The organism is Bradyrhizobium sp. HKCCYLRH2060 (genome assembly GCF_051168135.1).
GTDB lineage: Bacteria > Pseudomonadota > Alphaproteobacteria > Rhizobiales > Xanthobacteraceae > Bradyrhizobium.
On record NZ_JBNPUK010000008.1, the window covers coordinates 92,948 to 107,540 of the forward strand.

Genomic DNA, 14,593 nt, shown 5'->3' on the forward strand with positions numbered 1-14,593 from the left:
AGCGGCCAGGATGGCGTCAAGGCTGCCGTCGCCGATCGCTCCGATTTGAAATGCGCTGCTGTGTCGCGCCGTCGTCGCGACACGTTCCTTTCGCAGATGCGTCAGGTGGGATCGCTTCTGTCCTTCGCTGCGCGGTCGGCCGCGGCCGTCGCGCCGCCGCCGACGCTGGTGCGGTTCAGCGACAGCCGCATGCCCTGGGTCGGGATTGGCGCGCGCTTGGCGCTGATGGTGCGGGAGTTGACGCCCATCCACGAGATCTCCGACGACAGCCGGCCATACTCGATCTTGGGGCATCGGTTCATCACGACCTTCAGCCCGGCGGCCTCGGCCTTCTCGGCCGCCGCATCGTCACGCGCGCCGAGCTGCATCCAGATCACCTTCGGCAAGGGTGAGAGCTTCAGCGCCTCGTCGACGACGGGCATGATGTGCTGCGAGCTCCGGAAGATGTCGACCATGTCGATCGGGCGGCCGATGTCGGCGAGCGAGGCGACGAAGGGGCGGCCCATCAGGCTCTTGCCGACATGGCCGGGATTCACCGGGATCATGTCGTAGCCGCGTTGCACCAGATATTTGAAGGCGAAGAAGCTCGGCCGGATCTCGGACGGCGAGGCGCCGACCATCGCGATCACCTTCACACCGTTGAGAATGCCGCGGATGTAGTCGTCGGGGTAGGTGTCGTGATTCATGGGCGTGCACTTCTATTAGTTGCCGTCATTCCAGGGCGCCCGGAGGGCGAACCCGGAATCTCGAGCTGAGTTCGACCAATTCGAGATTCCGGGTTCGATGCTTCGCATCGCCCCGGAATGACGAAGTTGCTGAAACCGTCATTGCGAGGAGCGACAGCGACGAAGCAATCCAGGGGCTCGGGTGGGACTCTGGATCGCGGCGCTGCGCTCGCGATGACGGCGGAGAGAGCGTCGGTGCTCACTCATCCCGCCACGTCGGCGTCCGCTTTTCGATGAAGGCGCCGATGCCTTCCTCCGCGTCGCGGGCGAGCATGTTCTGCGTCATCACCTCTGCCGCATAGCGATAGGCGTCGGCAAGGCTCATCTCGGCCTGGCGGTAGAATGCCTCCTTGCCGAGCTTGATCGTATAGGCCGATTTGCGCGCCACTTGTTGTGCCAGCGCAATCGCGGTGTCGCGCTCCGTGCCGGCCGTGACCACGCGGTTGACGAGGCCCAATTCGCGGGCGCGCGGGGCGGGAACCGGCTCGCCGGTCAGCAGCATCTCCATCGCCTGCTTGCGGGGCACGTTGCGCGACAGCGCCACCATCGGCGTCGAGCAGAACAGGCCGATGTCGACGCCGGGCGTAGCGAACGAGGCGCGCTCGGAGGCGACGGCGAGATCGCAGCTCGCGACCAGTTGGCAGCCGGCGGCGGTGGCGATGCCCTGCACGGACGCGACAACGGGCTTCGGCAGATGCACGATCGCCTGCATCATCGCACTGCAGGCATTCATCAGTTTGGCGAAGAAGGCGCGGCCGCGGTCGGCGTCGCCGCGATGCGCGGTGAGTTCCTTGAGGTCATGGCCGGCGCAGAACGCCGGGCCATTTGCTGCGATCACCACGGCGCGCACGGCCTTGTCGGCGCCGATCTCGGCCAGGGCCTGATGCAGCTCTGCGATCAGCGGCTCCGACAGGCTGTTGCGCTGTGCCGGGCGGTTGAGCGTGAGCACGGCGACGGCGCCCGCCATCTCGCGCAACAAAATCGGCGTATCGGCGGCGTCGGCGAGGGCAGGGGCGGACATTGCGATTTCCATATGGGCGCGTCGATGCAGCTAATGTAACAGATGAGCGACGACGAGAGCAGGGGGAGACATGACGGCGAAGATGACCATCGCGGAGCTGGAAGCGTTCCTGCACGCGGAATTTCCCCAGGCGTTCCGCACCGGCGGCGACATTTCGATCGAGAGCGCCGATGGCAAGAGCTGCCGGATGCGCCAGCGCTTCAACGAGCGCATGTTGCGCCCAGGCGGCACCGTCTCCGGGCCGACACTGATGGCGCTGGCCGATTTCGCGATGTACGTGGTGCTCTTGTCGGCGATCGGCCCGGTCGGGCTCGCCGTGACCACGAATCTCAACATCAACTTCCTGCGCAAGGGCGCGGCCGGCGCCGACGTGCTGGCGGAGGCGCGGCTGCTCAAGCTCGGCAAGCGGCTTGCGGTCGGCGAAGTCACGCTGTTGTCAGGGGAATCGCCTGATCCGATCGCCCATGTCACGGCGACCTATTCCATTCCGAATGCGTAGGGTTTTTGAGGGTATTATTGCACCATATTTGTAAGTCGCTGTTTTTATTGCATTAATTTCGCGTGGATGGCGTTGACGAATGCAGGCCGCTTCTCTAGAAGCTGCGACCAGTTCGGCGCGTCACCCGCGCCGCATTCTCCCTGTCACGGATATCTCTCATGAAAACCTTTTCGGCAAAGCCGGCCGAGGTCCAGAAGAAGTGGGTCGTCATCGACGCCAAGGGTCTGGTCGTCGGTCGTCTCGCCACGCTGGTCGCGATGCGGCTGCGGGGCAAGCACCTCCCGATCTATACCCCGCACGTCGATTGCGGCGACAACGTCATCATCGTCAATGCCGCGCATGCCGTGCTGACCGGCCGCAAGCGCGAGCAGAAGACGTACTACAAGCACACCGGCTATGTCGGCCACGTCAAGGAGCGCACCGCGCGCCAGATCCTCGAGGGCCGCTTCCCCGAGCGCGTGATCGAGAAGGCCATCGAGCGCATGATCCCGCGCGGCCCGCTCGGCCGCGTGCAGATGGGCAATCTGCGTGTCTATGGCGGACCTGATCATCCGCACGAGGCGCAGAACCCCGAGAAGATCGACATCGCCAAGTTGAACCGCAAGAACACGAGGGCCGCATAAGATGGCCGAAAGCATCCAGTCTCTCGATCAGCTGTCGCAGCTCAAGGGCGCCGTCACGGCCCCGGACGCTCCGAAGTATGAGAAGAAGGTCGACAAGTTCGGCCGCGCCTATGCCACCGGCAAGCGCAAGGACGCGGTCGCCCGCGTCTGGATCAAGCCGGGCTCCGGCAAGGTCACCGTCAACACCCGCGACATCGAGGTCTACTTCGCCCGTCCGGTGCTGCGCATGATGATCGAGCAGCCGATGGTCGTCGCCGCCCGCAAGGGCCAGTACGACGTGATCTGCACGGTCGCCGGCGGCGGTCTGTCCGGCCAGGCCGGCGCGGTGCGTCACGGCCTGTCCAAGGCTCTGACCAATTTCGAGCCGGAGCTGCGCAGCGTCCTCAAGAAGGGCGGCTTCCTGACCCGCGACTCGCGCGTCGTCGAGCGTAAGAAGTACGGCAAGGCCAAGGCCCGCCGCTCCTTCCAGTTCTCGAAGCGCTGATCTCCTGGGTCCGGCTGCGGCCGGATCCGTCAGCTACCAATACGAACGGGCGCCCTCGCGGGCGCCCGTTTTGCTTGGAGGTTGTGTGATCAGGCGCTGGCGCGGCGCGCGGTCAGCCATTGGCTCGGCGCCAGCGGCTTCGACACCACGCGGACCTCGCCGATGCTGCCGATGAAGCCATCGGACGGCGCGCGGTCCCACCAGCCGCAGCCGAGCGCCCAGGGCTGGGACGCTGCGACGCTCGCGATGCCGTTGCCGCCGATCACGCTGCGCACGACCGGCGCGCCCTCGATGTAGAGCACGGTGGAGTTATCGGTGGGGTCGTTGACGATGGCGAGGTGATACCAGGTGTCGAGCATGATCTCGCCGGACCAGTCGGTCTGCGGCTGCCTGGTCGAGCTCGACGGCACGATCTCCCACTGCACCTCGCGGAGGTTGGAGATCGCGAACAGGATCGGCGGCGATTCCGGGTCGCCGCCGGCATAGCCCGGCAGCCAGCCGCGGTTGCCGAAGCGGGTGAGTATGTTGCACCAGGCATGATCGGCCGCCTTCCAGTTCGGATCGATCTTGATGAAGGCCTCGACCGTGTAGCCGGATGCGAAGGTCGCGGCATTGATCGGCGCGTTGGCCGCCGTCGTGAACCAGCTGAAGCGGCCGGCGCCTTGCTTGGTGGTGTTGAGGAACTGAACGCTCCCCGGCGCTGACGACAGGCGGTGCTTGTCGGCGGTGAAGGCCACATCGGCGACCTCCGCGGCGCCGGCGAGCGATGCGCGCTGCATTGGGTTGGCGGCGGTGAGGTCCGACAGCGCGGTGCCGGCGGCCACCGCCTTGCCGATCGCCGACGACGCGATCCGCCAATGCGCTGTTGTCTCGGCGATCAGCGGATAGTCCTGTTCGTTCGCGGGCGGCACCACCACCGGCTCCGGCGCCTCGGTGTAGTTGGCATAGAGATCCTGCTTCACCCGCGGCAGGATCGGCGTGCCGGCGAAGGCCGGCAGATGGCAGAAATTGGTGAAGCGTGAAAAACGCCGGCGGAAGTCGATGGCAATCGAGAACTCGTGGTTGTCCTCCGTCAGCCAGGCGCGGTCGAACTGCTTGAGACTGTCCTTCGGCTTCTCGACCACCCAAGGCGAGAACGAGGCGACGTCGATCTTGTTGGCCGTGAAGTCGAACTCGTAGAGCCGCATCAGGCCGTTGCCGCCCTGATAGGCCATCTGATAGTCGACCACCATCTGGTGCACGGGGTTATGGAAGTCGTTGATCTTCGTCAGCAGGGCGCCGCCATGATAGTGGCCGTTGAGCGTCATGAAGATCTGGTCGTTGCTGCGGATCAGCTTCTCCCAGAGGTATTGACCGTAGGCGACCTCGAGCGGGCTCGTGCCGTCATTGCCGATATTGAGCAACTGATGGTTGGCGAGGATCACCGGCAGCATCGGGTGCCGCGCGATCATGCTCCGCGCCCAGGCGATGGCGTCGTCCGAGGCACGCCACGACAGCGACAGCACCATGAAGCTGACGCCGCAGGCGTGGAACACATGCGCCTCGTGCCAGCCGCTCGGATGCCGCTCCAGGAAGGTCCGCTGCTTCGCCGCGCGGCTGGCCGGAAACCAGGACAGATACGGCTCCGATGAACCGCGCTGCGCATCGGTGCCCGCGCTCTGGCTCGCCGCGCTCTCGAACTCCAGCGCCGACAGCACGTCGTGATTGCCGGCGAGCACCGAATACGGCCGGCCGGCGTTCTCCAGCAGCTTCATCGCGGCGTCGGCGACGGCCCATTGCTGCGGATGCTTGGACTGGTCGACGACGTCGCCGAGATGGATCGCGAATGGGATGTGATATTTCGCGGCGTTGTCGACGATGAACCGGGTCTGCGCCGGATAGGGCGTGCTGCCATATTGCCGCTGATAGGCCTGGCCTTCCTCGGAGGTCGCATAGCGCGAGTAGAACTGCGTATCGGGGAGGACGGCGAGCGCGAAGCTGGTGGTGACGTGGTGATGATGGTGGTGCATGCGCCAATGCGCGTGCGCGGCCTGGCCCGGCAGCAGGCTGGCACCGAGGCCGAGCGCCGAGACGCCCATGGCATTGCGCAGCAGCGTGCGGCGATCGACGCCCTGCGTTGCTTGCGGATCGCGCGACGGATGATTTGTTGCGGCCTGGCTGTCGTATGAATCGTCGTCGAAAGACATTCTCGTCCCCATCGCATGCGATCGATCGCGCTGCTGTCGCGCCGTGGTAGGGAGAGATGATCTCAAATTTGAGAAGGTTTCTTATCGTTTCCATGAGTGTTCGGTGCGGAGCGGGAAACGATTGATTCCACATGCTCAGTTCCGCAACTCTCAATAATGAGCTGCATTTCGTGCAATCAAGGCGGGCGCGCATGGTGTCTGGCGCGATCGGTTTTGAATCCTGTTTGCAGCATTTTGCGCAGCAATTTGCCGACGAGTTGTGCCGAGCTTTTCGAGAAAACTTGGTATCCCAGGCAAACCTCTTTCGAACAAACCGCTCGCTAGGTTGATCGCGACAAGGCCGCGCTAACCAAAGTCTCCGCGCCGCCGCAGCAACCGAGGTGACGGATGGCACTCGACAGCATGACGCTCGACATCGTAGCGACCATGGTCGCGGCGCTGCTTGGCGCCATGTTGCTGCACTTCGGCCGGCAGGAGAACACGCCGGCGCTGCGCTGGTGGGGCGCGGCCTACGTCCTCGGCGCGGTCGCGATCGCGCTGTGGACGTTGATCGGCGAGCTCTATGGCGAGGTGGTGTCGCTGTTCCTGAGCTCGATCGGCCTGATCGCCACCGCCATGGTGTGGAACGCCGCGCGCGTGTTTCATGGCAAGCTGCCGAGCGTGCCCGGGCTCGTGCTCGGCGCCATCGTCTGGATCGCCAGCGGCATGCTGCTCGATCCCTCGGCGCAGGCGCTGCGGCTGACGATCGGCGCCGCGATCGTCGTGATCTACGCCATGCTCACCGCGGCCGAGCTGTGGCAGGAGCGGCGGCGGTCTCTGCACAAGCGCTGGCCGGCGCTGATCGTGCCGGTGATGCACGGCTTCGTCCTGATGCTGCCGATCCTGCTCGGCAACATGCTGCGCGAGTCCGACGGCGCCTTCGCCGGGGCCTGGGTCACGATCTTCTCGATCGAGCTCGTGCTCTACGCTGTCGGCACGGTGTTCGTGATCTTCATGCTGGTGTCGGAGCGCATCGTCAGCGCCCACAAGCGCGCGGCGACCACCGACCCGCTGACGGGCCTGCTCAATCGGCGCGGCTTTGCCGAGTCCTGCGCGCAACTAATCGAGCGCGAGGCGCGCGAGCAGCGGCCGGTCAGCGTGCTGATCTTCGACATCGATCATTTCAAGTCGATCAACGACCGCTTCGGCCACGCCGAGGGCGATGAGGTCCTGAAGATCTTCGCAGACGTCGTGGTCAACAATCTGCGCCTCACCGATCTCTCGGGCCGGATCGGCGGCGAGGAGTTCGCAGCCCTTCTGCCCTGTTCCATCGAAGAGGCCATGGTCGCCGCCGAGCGTGTCCGCGAGGCGTTCGCGGCCTCCGGGGTGGTGCGCGAGGACCAGCCGGTGGACACCACCGTCAGCATCGGCGTCGCCGGCGGGCCGGGCGGGACCGAACTCGACGTGCTGCTCGCGGCCGCCGATACCGCGCTCTACAAGGCCAAGCGCTCCGGTCGCAACCGGGTCGAAGCGTCGGAGGAGCTGCCGCTGTCGCTCGACCGCTACCGCCGCCAGCGCGCCGCCGCTTCTGCCAGCCTGCCGCAGTCGGAACAGGCGGTATTGTCGAGCTGAGGCGCGGCTTTCGCTCGCCCGAGGTCTGGGCTAGACAAGCGGTCCAACGCCAGGGGAGGCCGACAGACCATGATCACGGAAATCGCTCAGATCGACGTCAAGCCGGGCACGGAGAAGGATTTCGAGGCCGCCGTCGCGAAGGCGCGCGCTGCCTTCGGCCGCTCCAAGGGCTTTCACGGCTTCGAGCTGCACAAGTCGATCGAGAAGCCGCAACGCTACCGCCTGATGGTGAAGTGGGAGACGCTCGAGAGCCACACGGTCGATTTCCGTGGCTCGGAGAACTTCACCGAATGGCGCGGCCTGGTCGGGCAGTATTTCGCCAGCCCTCCGGATGTCGAGCACACCGAGACGGTGCTGACCTCGGCCGGCTGAGCACCGCGTAGCCGCTGCTGCCGACGGAACGCCACCATGACGCATGACGATCTGGTCGAAGCCTACTCCGCGGCGGGACGGCACTACCATGATCTTCGCCACATCCAGGACTGCCTGGCCGAGCTCGCTCGCGTTGCCGACCTCAACGTCCGCGACCGCGAGATCCTGACGCTCGCGATCTGGTGGCACGACGTCGTGTATGATCCGACGCGGTCCGACAATGAGGAGCAGAGCGCCGTCCTTGCCGAGCGTCATGTCGCTGCCGATCTGCGCGACGAGGTCGGACGCCTGATCCGGCTGACCCGCACCCACGATGTCGCGCCCGGCGATCGGCTGGGCGCGCTGCTCGTCTCGATCGATCTCGCCATTCTCGGCAGCGACGAGGCCAGCTACGACGCCTATGCCGATGCGATCCGGCGCGAATATGCTGATGTGCCGGACGACGCCTACCGCGCCGGGCGCGCGGCGGTGCTGGAGCGCTTCGCAAGCCGCCCCGTGATCTATCCGGATGCGGGCTTTGCCGCCGCGCTCGACCGGAAGGCGCGGAGCAATCTCGCCCGCGAGCTGCGCGGCCTTCGATCCTAAGCGGATCAGCTCAGGCGTTTTTGAACGGCCGCATCAGCGCGGCAATGCAGCCTGCGCAGCATCGCATGAGCGAATGTGGCTTGTGTTTTGCCGTCGCGCGACATGCAATGAGATGACACGCGCGTCGCCACGGCGTGCTCTCATTTTCCGGAACTCCGTCATGCCGATCATCAACCGCGCCGCCGAGCTCGCCGAAGACGCCAAGGTCTGGCGCCGCGACTTCCACCAGCATCCCGAGCTGCTCTACGAGGTGCATCGGACGGCCGCGCGCGTTGCCGAGCTGTTGAGGTCGTTCGGCGTCGATGAGGTCGTCGCCGGTATCGGCAGGACCGGCGTGGTCGGCGTCATCCGCGGGCGCGAGCCGTCGCAGCGTGTCATCGGCTTGCGCGCCGACATGGATGCGCTGCCGCTGCAGGAGGTCGGCGACCTCCCGCACAAGTCCACCATTCCAGGCCGGATGCACGCCTGCGGCCATGACGGCCACACCGCGATGCTGCTGGGCGCGGCGCGCTATCTCGCCGAGACGCGCAACTTCGCTGGCACCGCCATCGTCATCTTTCAGCCGGCCGAGGAGGGCGGGGCCGGTGGCCGTGCGATGGTCGAGGACGGCCTGATGGAGCGCTTCGGCATCGAGGAGGTCTATGGCCTGCACAACGCGCCGGGTCTTCCGCTCGGGACCGTCGCGACGCGCACCGGCGCGGTGATGGCCGCCGCCGACACCTTCGAGGTGCGCCTGAAAGGCCTCGGCGGCCATGCCGCGCGGCCGAACAAATGCGTCGATCCGATCATCGCCGGCGCGCAGATCGTGACCGCGCTGCAGACGATCGTGGCGCGCAACGTCGATCCGGTCGAGAGCGCGGTGCTGTCGATCACGCGCTTCCACGCGGGGACGACCGCCGACAACATCATTCCGCAGACCGCGATCATCGGCGGCACCGTGCGCACGCTCGACGAGGACATCCGCCGTTTGATGGACGAGCGCTTCAAGGGCCTCGTGACGGCGCTCGCGAGCGGCATGGGCGTCGAGGCGGAGATCGACTACGAATGGGGTTATCCGGTCGTCATCAACCATGCGGAGCAGACCGCGTTCGCCGCCGACGTGGCGCGCAGCGTCGTCGGGCCGGATCAGGTCATCACCGACATGCCGCCCCGGCTCGGCGGCGAGGACTTCGCCTACATGCTGCAGGCGCGGCCCGGCGCGTTCGTCTTCATGGGCATCGGCGATGGCGCCGGCGTGCATCACCCCGAATATGATTTCAACGATGACGTGATCCCGCACGGCATCAGCTATTGGGCCAAGCTCGTCGAGACCGCGATGCCGGCGGGCTGAACCGCCGCAACCGATCTCTCAGATCGCGGCGGCGGCGTCCTCGGTGCGGTGGTCGCTCTTGAAATAGTCGATCATGACCTTGGCGATCGCCATCAGCGGCAGCGCCAGGGTCAGGCCCCAGACGCCGAACACGATGCCGAGCAGGATCTGGAACGCGAACAGCGTGGCCGGTGGGATGTCCAGCGCCTGGCGCTGGATCAGCGGCGTCAGCACATAGCTCTCCATCGCGTGCACGCCGAGGAACAGCACGAAGGCGCTGACCGCTGCGACCCAGCCGGAGGCAAGGCTCGCCAGCACCACGATGACGCCCGCGATGATCGCGCCAACGGTCGGAATGAAGGCCAGCAGGCCGGCCTGGATGCCCAGGATGAACGAGCTCTGCACGCCGATGATGGCAAGGCCGATCCAGGTGACCAGGAACACCGCGAACATCGTCGTGATCTGGGCGATCAGCCAGCGCTCCAGCGTATAGCTGATGCGGTCGACGATCACGGTGGCTTGGTCGCGGTATTTCGCCGGCGCCAGGAATAGCAATCCGCTGCGATAGACCGCCGGCTGGGCGGCGAAGGCGAGCCCCAGGAACAGCACAATGAAGAAGTTGCCGACGGCGCTGACGGTGCCGAGCAGCAGCTTGAAGGTCTGGCTGACGATGGCGCCGCCGGAGGAGGCCAGCGCGCTCGGCGAGGGCAGGCCGCCCGGCAGGCCATGGGACGGCGTCTGGGTCGGTGTGGTCGAGCCGCCATCAGGCGCGGCAGTGGCCGTGTTCGCAGCGTTGAAGTCGAAGAAGCTGGTGTCGATGCCGTTGCGGTCGAGGAAGCCCTTGATGTTGCCGAGCTGCGACTTGATCGTATCGCTCAGCACCTTGGCCTGCTCCGCGATGGTGGTGCCGCCCAGGAAGACGATGCCGACGAGCACGGCCGCGAGCGCCACGCAGACGATGACGAGCCGCGCCGGGTGCGGCCAGGGCAGCACGCGGCCGAGCAGGCTGGTCATCGCGTTGAGCGCGACACCGAGCAGCATGCCGGAGAACAGCAGGAACAGCGCCGCAGCGTAATACCAGCTGAAGGCGAGCGCGGCCATGAACAGGATCACCCCGATGCCGCCCACGGCGATGGCCCAGGCCAGGTCGCTGCGGGCCTGGAGGCGCGGGTCGGCGGGGGCGGTCATGGGGCGTCCTCTGTGCTGATCGGCCCCACACATTGGCGAAAACGGCTGGCGGATCAAGCGCAGGCTTGGGATGGGGTTGCGGCGGGACGCTTGCGGGGTTGTCCGGAATTGGCATTGGCGACCCGCGCCGCCATATGTTGATCCGGCTTTGCGACACAGGCATGATTTGTCGAGGCATGATCTGTGCCTCCGGGCTCATTGGAGATCGAGCCTGGGCTCCCAGGGAGAGAAACGAGGGCCATGAAGCGTCCGGTCGTCGGCGTGATCGGCAACAGCCATCGCGTCGAGAACAGGTTCACCGTACAGATGGTGGGCGAACGCAACCTGAGCGCCGTGGCCGAGGTCGCAGGCGCGCTGCCGCTGATGTTTGCCGGCGTTCCCGAGATCACCGACATCGCCGCGCTGCTCGATGTCGTCGATGGCGTGGTCCTGACCGGCGCCCGTGCCAACGTGCACCCGACCCGCTTCAACACCGAGCCCAGTCTCAAGCACGAGCCCTACGACATCCATCGCGACGAGGTCGCCCTGCAGTTGACGGAGGCTTGCGTCTCCCGAGGCATCCCGCTGTTCGGCATCTGCCGCGGCCTCCAGGAGATGAACGTCGCCTTCGGCGGCTCGCTGCATCCGGAGATCCGCGAGATTCCCGGCCGCATGAACCATCGCATGCCCCGGCTGGAGAATGGCGAGATCCATCCCGATCCGACCGTCATCTTCGCCGACCGCCACGAGGTGCGGCTGACCCCGGGCGGCGCCTTCGCCGGCATCCTCGGCTGCGAGAGCATCAAGGTGAATTCGCTGCACGGCCAGGGCATCCTCGAGCCGGGCGACCGCGTCGTCATCGAGGGCATCGCCGAGGACGGCACCATCGAGGCGATCCGTATCGCCGACGCGCCGAGCTTCGCATTGGGCGTGCAATGGCACGCCGAATACGATCCGCAGAAGAACCCGATCAACCGCAAGCTGTTCGAGGCGTTCGGGGATGCCGTGAGGAAGCGGCGGCAGTCGTCGTGACGTCGGCCTGAACCCGAGATGCGGCGAAACAGACCTAACGATGCCGGCCGCGTTGTTTCGCAGTCTCACAAGGGTTCATTGATGCGCCATGTCTTGACCACCGTCCTTGCGCTGGCTGTTGCCAGTCCTGCTTCTGCTCAGACCGCGCCGCCGACCGAAGGGCCGATCACCTGCGCGCTGCCCGCGGCCGCGACCGACACGGCGAAGAGCCTGAAGCAGCGCTATGGCAGTGAAGCCGTGATCGAGGATCTGCCGGGGGCGGAGGGGGAGACCTACAAGGGCCTCGTGCTGTTTCCCCGCGCGATGGACCGCCGCATCGAAGTCGCCTTCATCGAAGACAAGACCGCCACGGTGTCCGGACTGACCCTTCGCGACACCGCCAAGACCAGCCGCTGGACCGTGGCCGGCATTTCCATCGGCGCGAGCCTCGCTGCGGTCCAGAAGGCCAACGGCAAGCCTTTCGTCGTCGCGGGCTTCGGCTGGGACTATGGCGGCTATGTCACCGACTTCAAGAACGGCGCCCTCGGGCGCATGCTGCCGGGCGGCTGCTCGGTGACGGTGCGGTTCGGCACCGAGAAGGATACGCCACGTGCGCTCTCGGGGGACGGCGTGAAGGTGTCGTCCGACAATCCGGCGCTGCTGAAGCTCGCGCCCGTGGTGACCGAGATCGGAGTCAATTTCGCTGCGAAGTAATCGGAGTCATCCCTCGGCGCCGGCTGAGACCGGTGATCGTCACCACCATTGATCGATCACGATGAGTGTCTGCCTCCGCTCGGCGGAAACCCGTACAGCCGCTGGGCGTTATCGGCGAGGACGCGGTTGCGGGCGGCGGCATCGGGCACCCAGTCGGCCAAGAGGTCGAGCAGCTCGCCGACGTTCATCATGTGGCCGCGGTGCGCGACGTGCGGCCAGTCGGAGCCCCAGACGCAGCGGTCGGGGGCGGCCGCGTGGAGGCGGCGGACGAAGGGGACCGTGTCGGCATAGGGCGGTCCGGCGACCGTGTTGCGGTAGGCGCCGGACAGCTTGACCCAGGCGCCGTCGCGCACCAGCGAGACCAGCGTCTGGAAGCCGGGATCGGCTGTCCCACGCGACACCGGGAAGTGGCCCCAGTGATCGATCACGATCGGCACCGCGAGCCCTTCCAGCCGCGGCGCCAGGGCCGGCAGGTCGGCGGCGTCGATCAGGAACTGCAGGTGCCAGCCGAGCTCGCGGGCGAGCGCGGCGTAGTCGTGCAGCTGATCGAAGCCGATGCCGCCGCCATAGAGAACATTGAGGCGCAAACCGACCACGCCGGCCTGCTGCAACGCCGCCAGCTCGCGGTCCGGCAGGCCGAGCGGGATCACCGCGATGCCGCGCAGCCGCTCGCGGTTGGCGCCCAGCGTCTCGACCATCAGGCTGTTGTCGGTGCCGTGGACGCTGACCTGGACCAGCACGCCATAGGTCATGCCGGTGGCATCGAGCATCGCCAGATAGGAGGCCGCGGTGGCCTCCGGCGGCGTGTAGCTGCGCTCGGCCACGAAGGGATGGCGCGGCGGCAGCCCGATGACATGGGCGTGGGTGTCGACCGCGCCTGGCGGCACGATGAAGCGGGAGGCCCTGCGCGGATGCGGATCGGGCCCCGCGCAGGCGGGAGCCCGATCGGCGTCGGGTGCGATCTCACGCATCGGCGTGCAGCACCTTGCCGCGCGTCTCCGGCAGCGCATAGGCGGCGACGAAGAACAGCGCATAGGCGAACAGAGCGAACAGGCAGATCGCGGTGGCGAGCGAGGTCATCTGCGACAGATAGCCGACCAGGAACGGAAACAGCGCGCCGATGCCGCGGCCGAAATTGTAGCAGAAGCCCTGGCCGGAGCCGCGCAAGCGCGTGGGATAGAGCTCGGTCAGGAACGCGCCCATGCCGGAGAAATAGCCCGAGGCGAAGAAGCCGAGCGGAAAGCCGAGCAGCCACAGCAGCTCGTTCGACAGCGGCAGCTGGGTGTAGGCGGCGACCACGACCATGGCGCCGAGCGAGAACACCAGGAACAGGTTGCGCCGGCCGAAACGATCCGCATACCAGGCGCCGACCAGATAGCCGATGAACGAGCCGATGATGAGGGCGGCGAGATAGCCGGTCGAGGTCACGATCGAGAGCTTGCGCTCGGTGGTGAGGAAGCGCGGCACCCAGAAGGTGATCGCGTAGTAGCCGCCCTGGCAGCCGGTCGCCACCAGCGAGGCGAGAATGGTGGTCTTCAGGATCGGTCCCTGGAAGATCTCCAGGATCGACGGGCGGTCGCCGGCGGCGGCGACCTTGGCGCGTGCGGCGGCCGCGACCTCCGGCTCCTTTACAAAGGCGCGCAGATACAGCACCAGCAGCGCCGGCAAGGCCCCGATCGCGAACATCCACCGCCACGCCTGATCGGCCGGCAGCAGCGAGAACAAGGCGGCTTGCGCCAGCACCGCGAGGCCCCAGCCGACGGCCCAGCCGGACTGCACGCTGCCGACGGCGCGGCCGCGATACTGGGCGCGAATGGTCTCGCCCATCAGCACCGCGCCGGCCGCCCATTCACCGCCGAAGCCGAGTCCGAGCAGGGCTCGCAGCACCAGCAATTGCTCGAAGTTCTGCGCGAACGCGCACAGCAGCGAGAACAGCGAGAACCAGATGATGGTGAACTGCAGCGTCCGGACGCGGCCGATGCGGTCGGCGAGATAGCCCGCCGCCCAGCCGCCGAAGGCCGAGGCGAGCAGCGTCACCGTGCCGGCGAGGCCCGCGGTGCCGGCGTCAACCTTCCACAGCGCGATGATCGTGCCGATCACCAGCGGGTAGATCATGAAGTCCATGCCGTCGAGCGCCCAGCCCGTGGCGCAGGCCCAGAAGGTGCGCCGTTCGGCCGTGGTCATGCCATTGTAGAAGCCGGTGAGGCTCGTATCCTCGATCGGCACCACCGTGTCTGCAGCTGTCGACATCCTCGCCTCCCATGCGCCGCTCTTGTTGAACGGTCG

General features: G+C 66.6%; 15 protein-coding genes. 9 read left to right on the forward strand and 6 right to left on the reverse strand.

Annotated elements, in window-relative coordinates; genetic code table 11:
* Window positions 1-101: 101 nt before the first annotated feature.
* Both ACQR10_RS17315 and ACQR10_RS17320 read right to left on the reverse strand, forming a co-directional pair.
* Window positions 102-686 carry a CoA-binding protein gene (locus ACQR10_RS17315; protein WP_315799670.1) on the reverse strand — a complete coding sequence of 195 codons (585 nt, stop codon included), beginning with the start codon at window positions 684-686 and terminating at the stop codon, window positions 102-104.
* A gap of 238 nt (window positions 687-924) precedes the next feature.
* Window positions 925-1,746: an enoyl-CoA hydratase gene (locus tag ACQR10_RS17320; RefSeq protein ID WP_315799671.1), complete on the reverse strand. Its 822-nt coding sequence runs from the start codon at window positions 1,744-1,746 to the stop codon at window positions 925-927.
* A gap of 70 nt (window positions 1,747-1,816) precedes the next feature.
* Between ACQR10_RS17320 and ACQR10_RS17325 the strand changes: the two genes are divergently transcribed.
* The 3 genes from ACQR10_RS17325 (at window position 1,817) to rpsI (ending at window position 3,352) form a co-directional block, all read left to right on the forward strand.
* Window positions 1,817-2,245 (forward strand): PaaI family thioesterase, encoded by a 429-nt coding sequence (locus ACQR10_RS17325; protein ID WP_315799672.1) that lies wholly within the window; start codon window positions 1,817-1,819, stop codon window positions 2,243-2,245.
* Between the two features lie 158 nt (window positions 2,246-2,403).
* Window positions 2,404-2,868 carry a 50S ribosomal protein L13 gene (gene rplM / locus ACQR10_RS17330; RefSeq protein ID WP_315799673.1) on the forward strand — a complete coding sequence of 155 codons (465 nt, stop codon included), beginning with the start codon at window positions 2,404-2,406 and terminating at the stop codon, window positions 2,866-2,868.
* A gap of 1 nt (window position 2,869) precedes the next feature.
* Window positions 2,870-3,352, forward strand: a complete 483-nt coding sequence (gene rpsI / locus ACQR10_RS17335) for a 30S ribosomal protein S9 (protein WP_006611043.1) — start codon at window positions 2,870-2,872, stop codon at window positions 3,350-3,352.
* Window positions 3,353-3,441: 89 nt separating this feature from the next.
* On the opposite strand, the gene ACQR10_RS17340 is transcribed toward rpsI, so the two are convergent.
* Window positions 3,442-5,538, reverse strand: coding sequence for a LamG-like jellyroll fold domain-containing protein (locus ACQR10_RS17340; protein ID WP_316217846.1), 2,097 nt, complete (start codon window positions 5,536-5,538; stop codon window positions 3,442-3,444).
* Window positions 5,539-5,925: 387 nt separating this feature from the next.
* Here ACQR10_RS17340 and ACQR10_RS17345 point away from each other — a divergent pair, with 387 nt between their 5' ends.
* The 4 genes from ACQR10_RS17345 to ACQR10_RS17360 all read left to right on the forward strand — a co-directional run bounded on the left by ACQR10_RS17345 (window position 5,926) and on the right by ACQR10_RS17360 (window position 9,436).
* Window positions 5,926-7,149, forward strand: coding sequence for a GGDEF domain-containing protein (locus tag ACQR10_RS17345; protein WP_316217847.1), 1,224 nt, complete (start codon window positions 5,926-5,928; stop codon window positions 7,147-7,149).
* Between the two features lie 69 nt (window positions 7,150-7,218).
* Entirely contained in the window at window positions 7,219-7,521 is a 303-nt protein-coding gene (locus ACQR10_RS17350) for an antibiotic biosynthesis monooxygenase family protein (protein WP_315799676.1), read from the forward strand.
* Between the two features lie 36 nt (window positions 7,522-7,557).
* Window positions 7,558-8,106 carry an HD domain-containing protein gene (locus ACQR10_RS17355; RefSeq protein WP_315799677.1) on the forward strand — a complete coding sequence of 183 codons (549 nt, stop codon included), beginning with the start codon at window positions 7,558-7,560 and terminating at the stop codon, window positions 8,104-8,106.
* Between the two features lie 160 nt (window positions 8,107-8,266).
* Complete coding sequence (locus ACQR10_RS17360) at window positions 8,267-9,436, forward strand: M20 aminoacylase family protein (protein ID WP_315799678.1); 1,170 nt, start codon at window positions 8,267-8,269, stop codon at window positions 9,434-9,436.
* A gap of 18 nt (window positions 9,437-9,454) precedes the next feature.
* Here the strand turns inward: ACQR10_RS17360 and ACQR10_RS17365 are convergent, their stop codons facing one another.
* Window positions 9,455-10,603: an AI-2E family transporter gene (locus tag ACQR10_RS17365; RefSeq protein WP_315799679.1), complete on the reverse strand. Its 1,149-nt coding sequence runs from the start codon at window positions 10,601-10,603 to the stop codon at window positions 9,455-9,457.
* Window positions 10,604-10,843: 240 nt separating this feature from the next.
* Between ACQR10_RS17365 and ACQR10_RS17370 the strand changes: the two genes are divergently transcribed.
* The gene (locus tag ACQR10_RS17370) at window positions 10,844-11,614 is read left to right on the forward strand and encodes a gamma-glutamyl-gamma-aminobutyrate hydrolase family protein (protein ID WP_315799680.1); all 771 of its coding nucleotides are present in this window, start codon (window positions 10,844-10,846) and stop codon (window positions 11,612-11,614) included.
* Window positions 11,615-11,695: 81 nt separating this feature from the next.
* Window positions 11,696-12,307: a hypothetical protein gene (locus ACQR10_RS17375; protein WP_315799681.1), complete on the forward strand. Its 612-nt coding sequence runs from the start codon at window positions 11,696-11,698 to the stop codon at window positions 12,305-12,307.
* Window positions 12,308-12,363: 56 nt separating this feature from the next.
* Here the strand turns inward: ACQR10_RS17375 and ACQR10_RS17380 are convergent, their stop codons facing one another.
* Window positions 12,364-13,278 (reverse strand): amidohydrolase family protein, encoded by a 915-nt coding sequence (locus tag ACQR10_RS17380; protein WP_316217848.1) that lies wholly within the window; start codon window positions 13,276-13,278, stop codon window positions 12,364-12,366.
* Complete coding sequence (locus ACQR10_RS17385; protein ID WP_316217849.1) at window positions 13,271-14,557, reverse strand: MFS transporter; 1,287 nt, start codon at window positions 14,555-14,557, stop codon at window positions 13,271-13,273. Before ACQR10_RS17385 ends, ACQR10_RS17380 begins: the two co-directional genes overlap by 8 nt.
* Window positions 14,558-14,593 lie beyond the last annotated feature (36 nt).

What these genes read in the sequence shown, in the direction of transcription:
- rplM (WP_315799673.1), top strand. Translation starts at nt 2,404, where the DNA reads ATGAAAACCTTTTCGGCAAAGCCGGCCGAGGTCCAGAAGAAGTGGGTC.
- rpsI (WP_006611043.1), top strand. Translation starts at nt 2,870, where the DNA reads ATGGCCGAAAGCATCCAGTCTCTCGATCAGCTGTCGCAGCTCAAGGGC.
- ACQR10_RS17345 (WP_316217847.1), top strand. Translation starts at nt 5,926, where the DNA reads ATGGCACTCGACAGCATGACGCTCGACATCGTAGCGACCATGGTCGCG.
- ACQR10_RS17320 (WP_315799671.1), bottom strand. Translation starts at nt 1,746, where the DNA reads ATGTCCGCCCCTGCCCTCGCCGACGCCGCCGATACGCCGATTTTGTTG.
- ACQR10_RS17315 (WP_315799670.1), bottom strand. Translation starts at nt 686, where the DNA reads ATGAATCACGACACCTACCCCGACGACTACATCCGCGGCATTCTCAAC.
- ACQR10_RS17340 (WP_316217846.1), bottom strand. Translation starts at nt 5,538, where the DNA reads ATGTCTTTCGACGACGATTCATACGACAGCCAGGCCGCAACAAATCAT.
- ACQR10_RS17385 (WP_316217849.1), bottom strand. Translation starts at nt 14,557, where the DNA reads ATGTCGACAGCTGCAGACACGGTGGTGCCGATCGAGGATACGAGCCTC.
- ACQR10_RS17365 (WP_315799679.1), bottom strand. Translation starts at nt 10,603, where the DNA reads ATGACCGCCCCCGCCGACCCGCGCCTCCAGGCCCGCAGCGACCTGGCC.
- ACQR10_RS17355 (WP_315799677.1), top strand. Translation starts at nt 7,558, where the DNA reads ATGACGCATGACGATCTGGTCGAAGCCTACTCCGCGGCGGGACGGCAC.
- ACQR10_RS17325 (WP_315799672.1), top strand. Translation starts at nt 1,817, where the DNA reads ATGACGGCGAAGATGACCATCGCGGAGCTGGAAGCGTTCCTGCACGCG.
- ACQR10_RS17360 (WP_315799678.1), top strand. Translation starts at nt 8,267, where the DNA reads ATGCCGATCATCAACCGCGCCGCCGAGCTCGCCGAAGACGCCAAGGTC.
- ACQR10_RS17380 (WP_316217848.1), bottom strand. Translation starts at nt 13,278, where the DNA reads ATGCGTGAGATCGCACCCGACGCCGATCGGGCTCCCGCCTGCGCGGGG.
- ACQR10_RS17375 (WP_315799681.1), top strand. Translation starts at nt 11,696, where the DNA reads ATGCGCCATGTCTTGACCACCGTCCTTGCGCTGGCTGTTGCCAGTCCT.
- ACQR10_RS17350 (WP_315799676.1), top strand. Translation starts at nt 7,219, where the DNA reads ATGATCACGGAAATCGCTCAGATCGACGTCAAGCCGGGCACGGAGAAG.
- ACQR10_RS17370 (WP_315799680.1), top strand. Translation starts at nt 10,844, where the DNA reads ATGAAGCGTCCGGTCGTCGGCGTGATCGGCAACAGCCATCGCGTCGAG.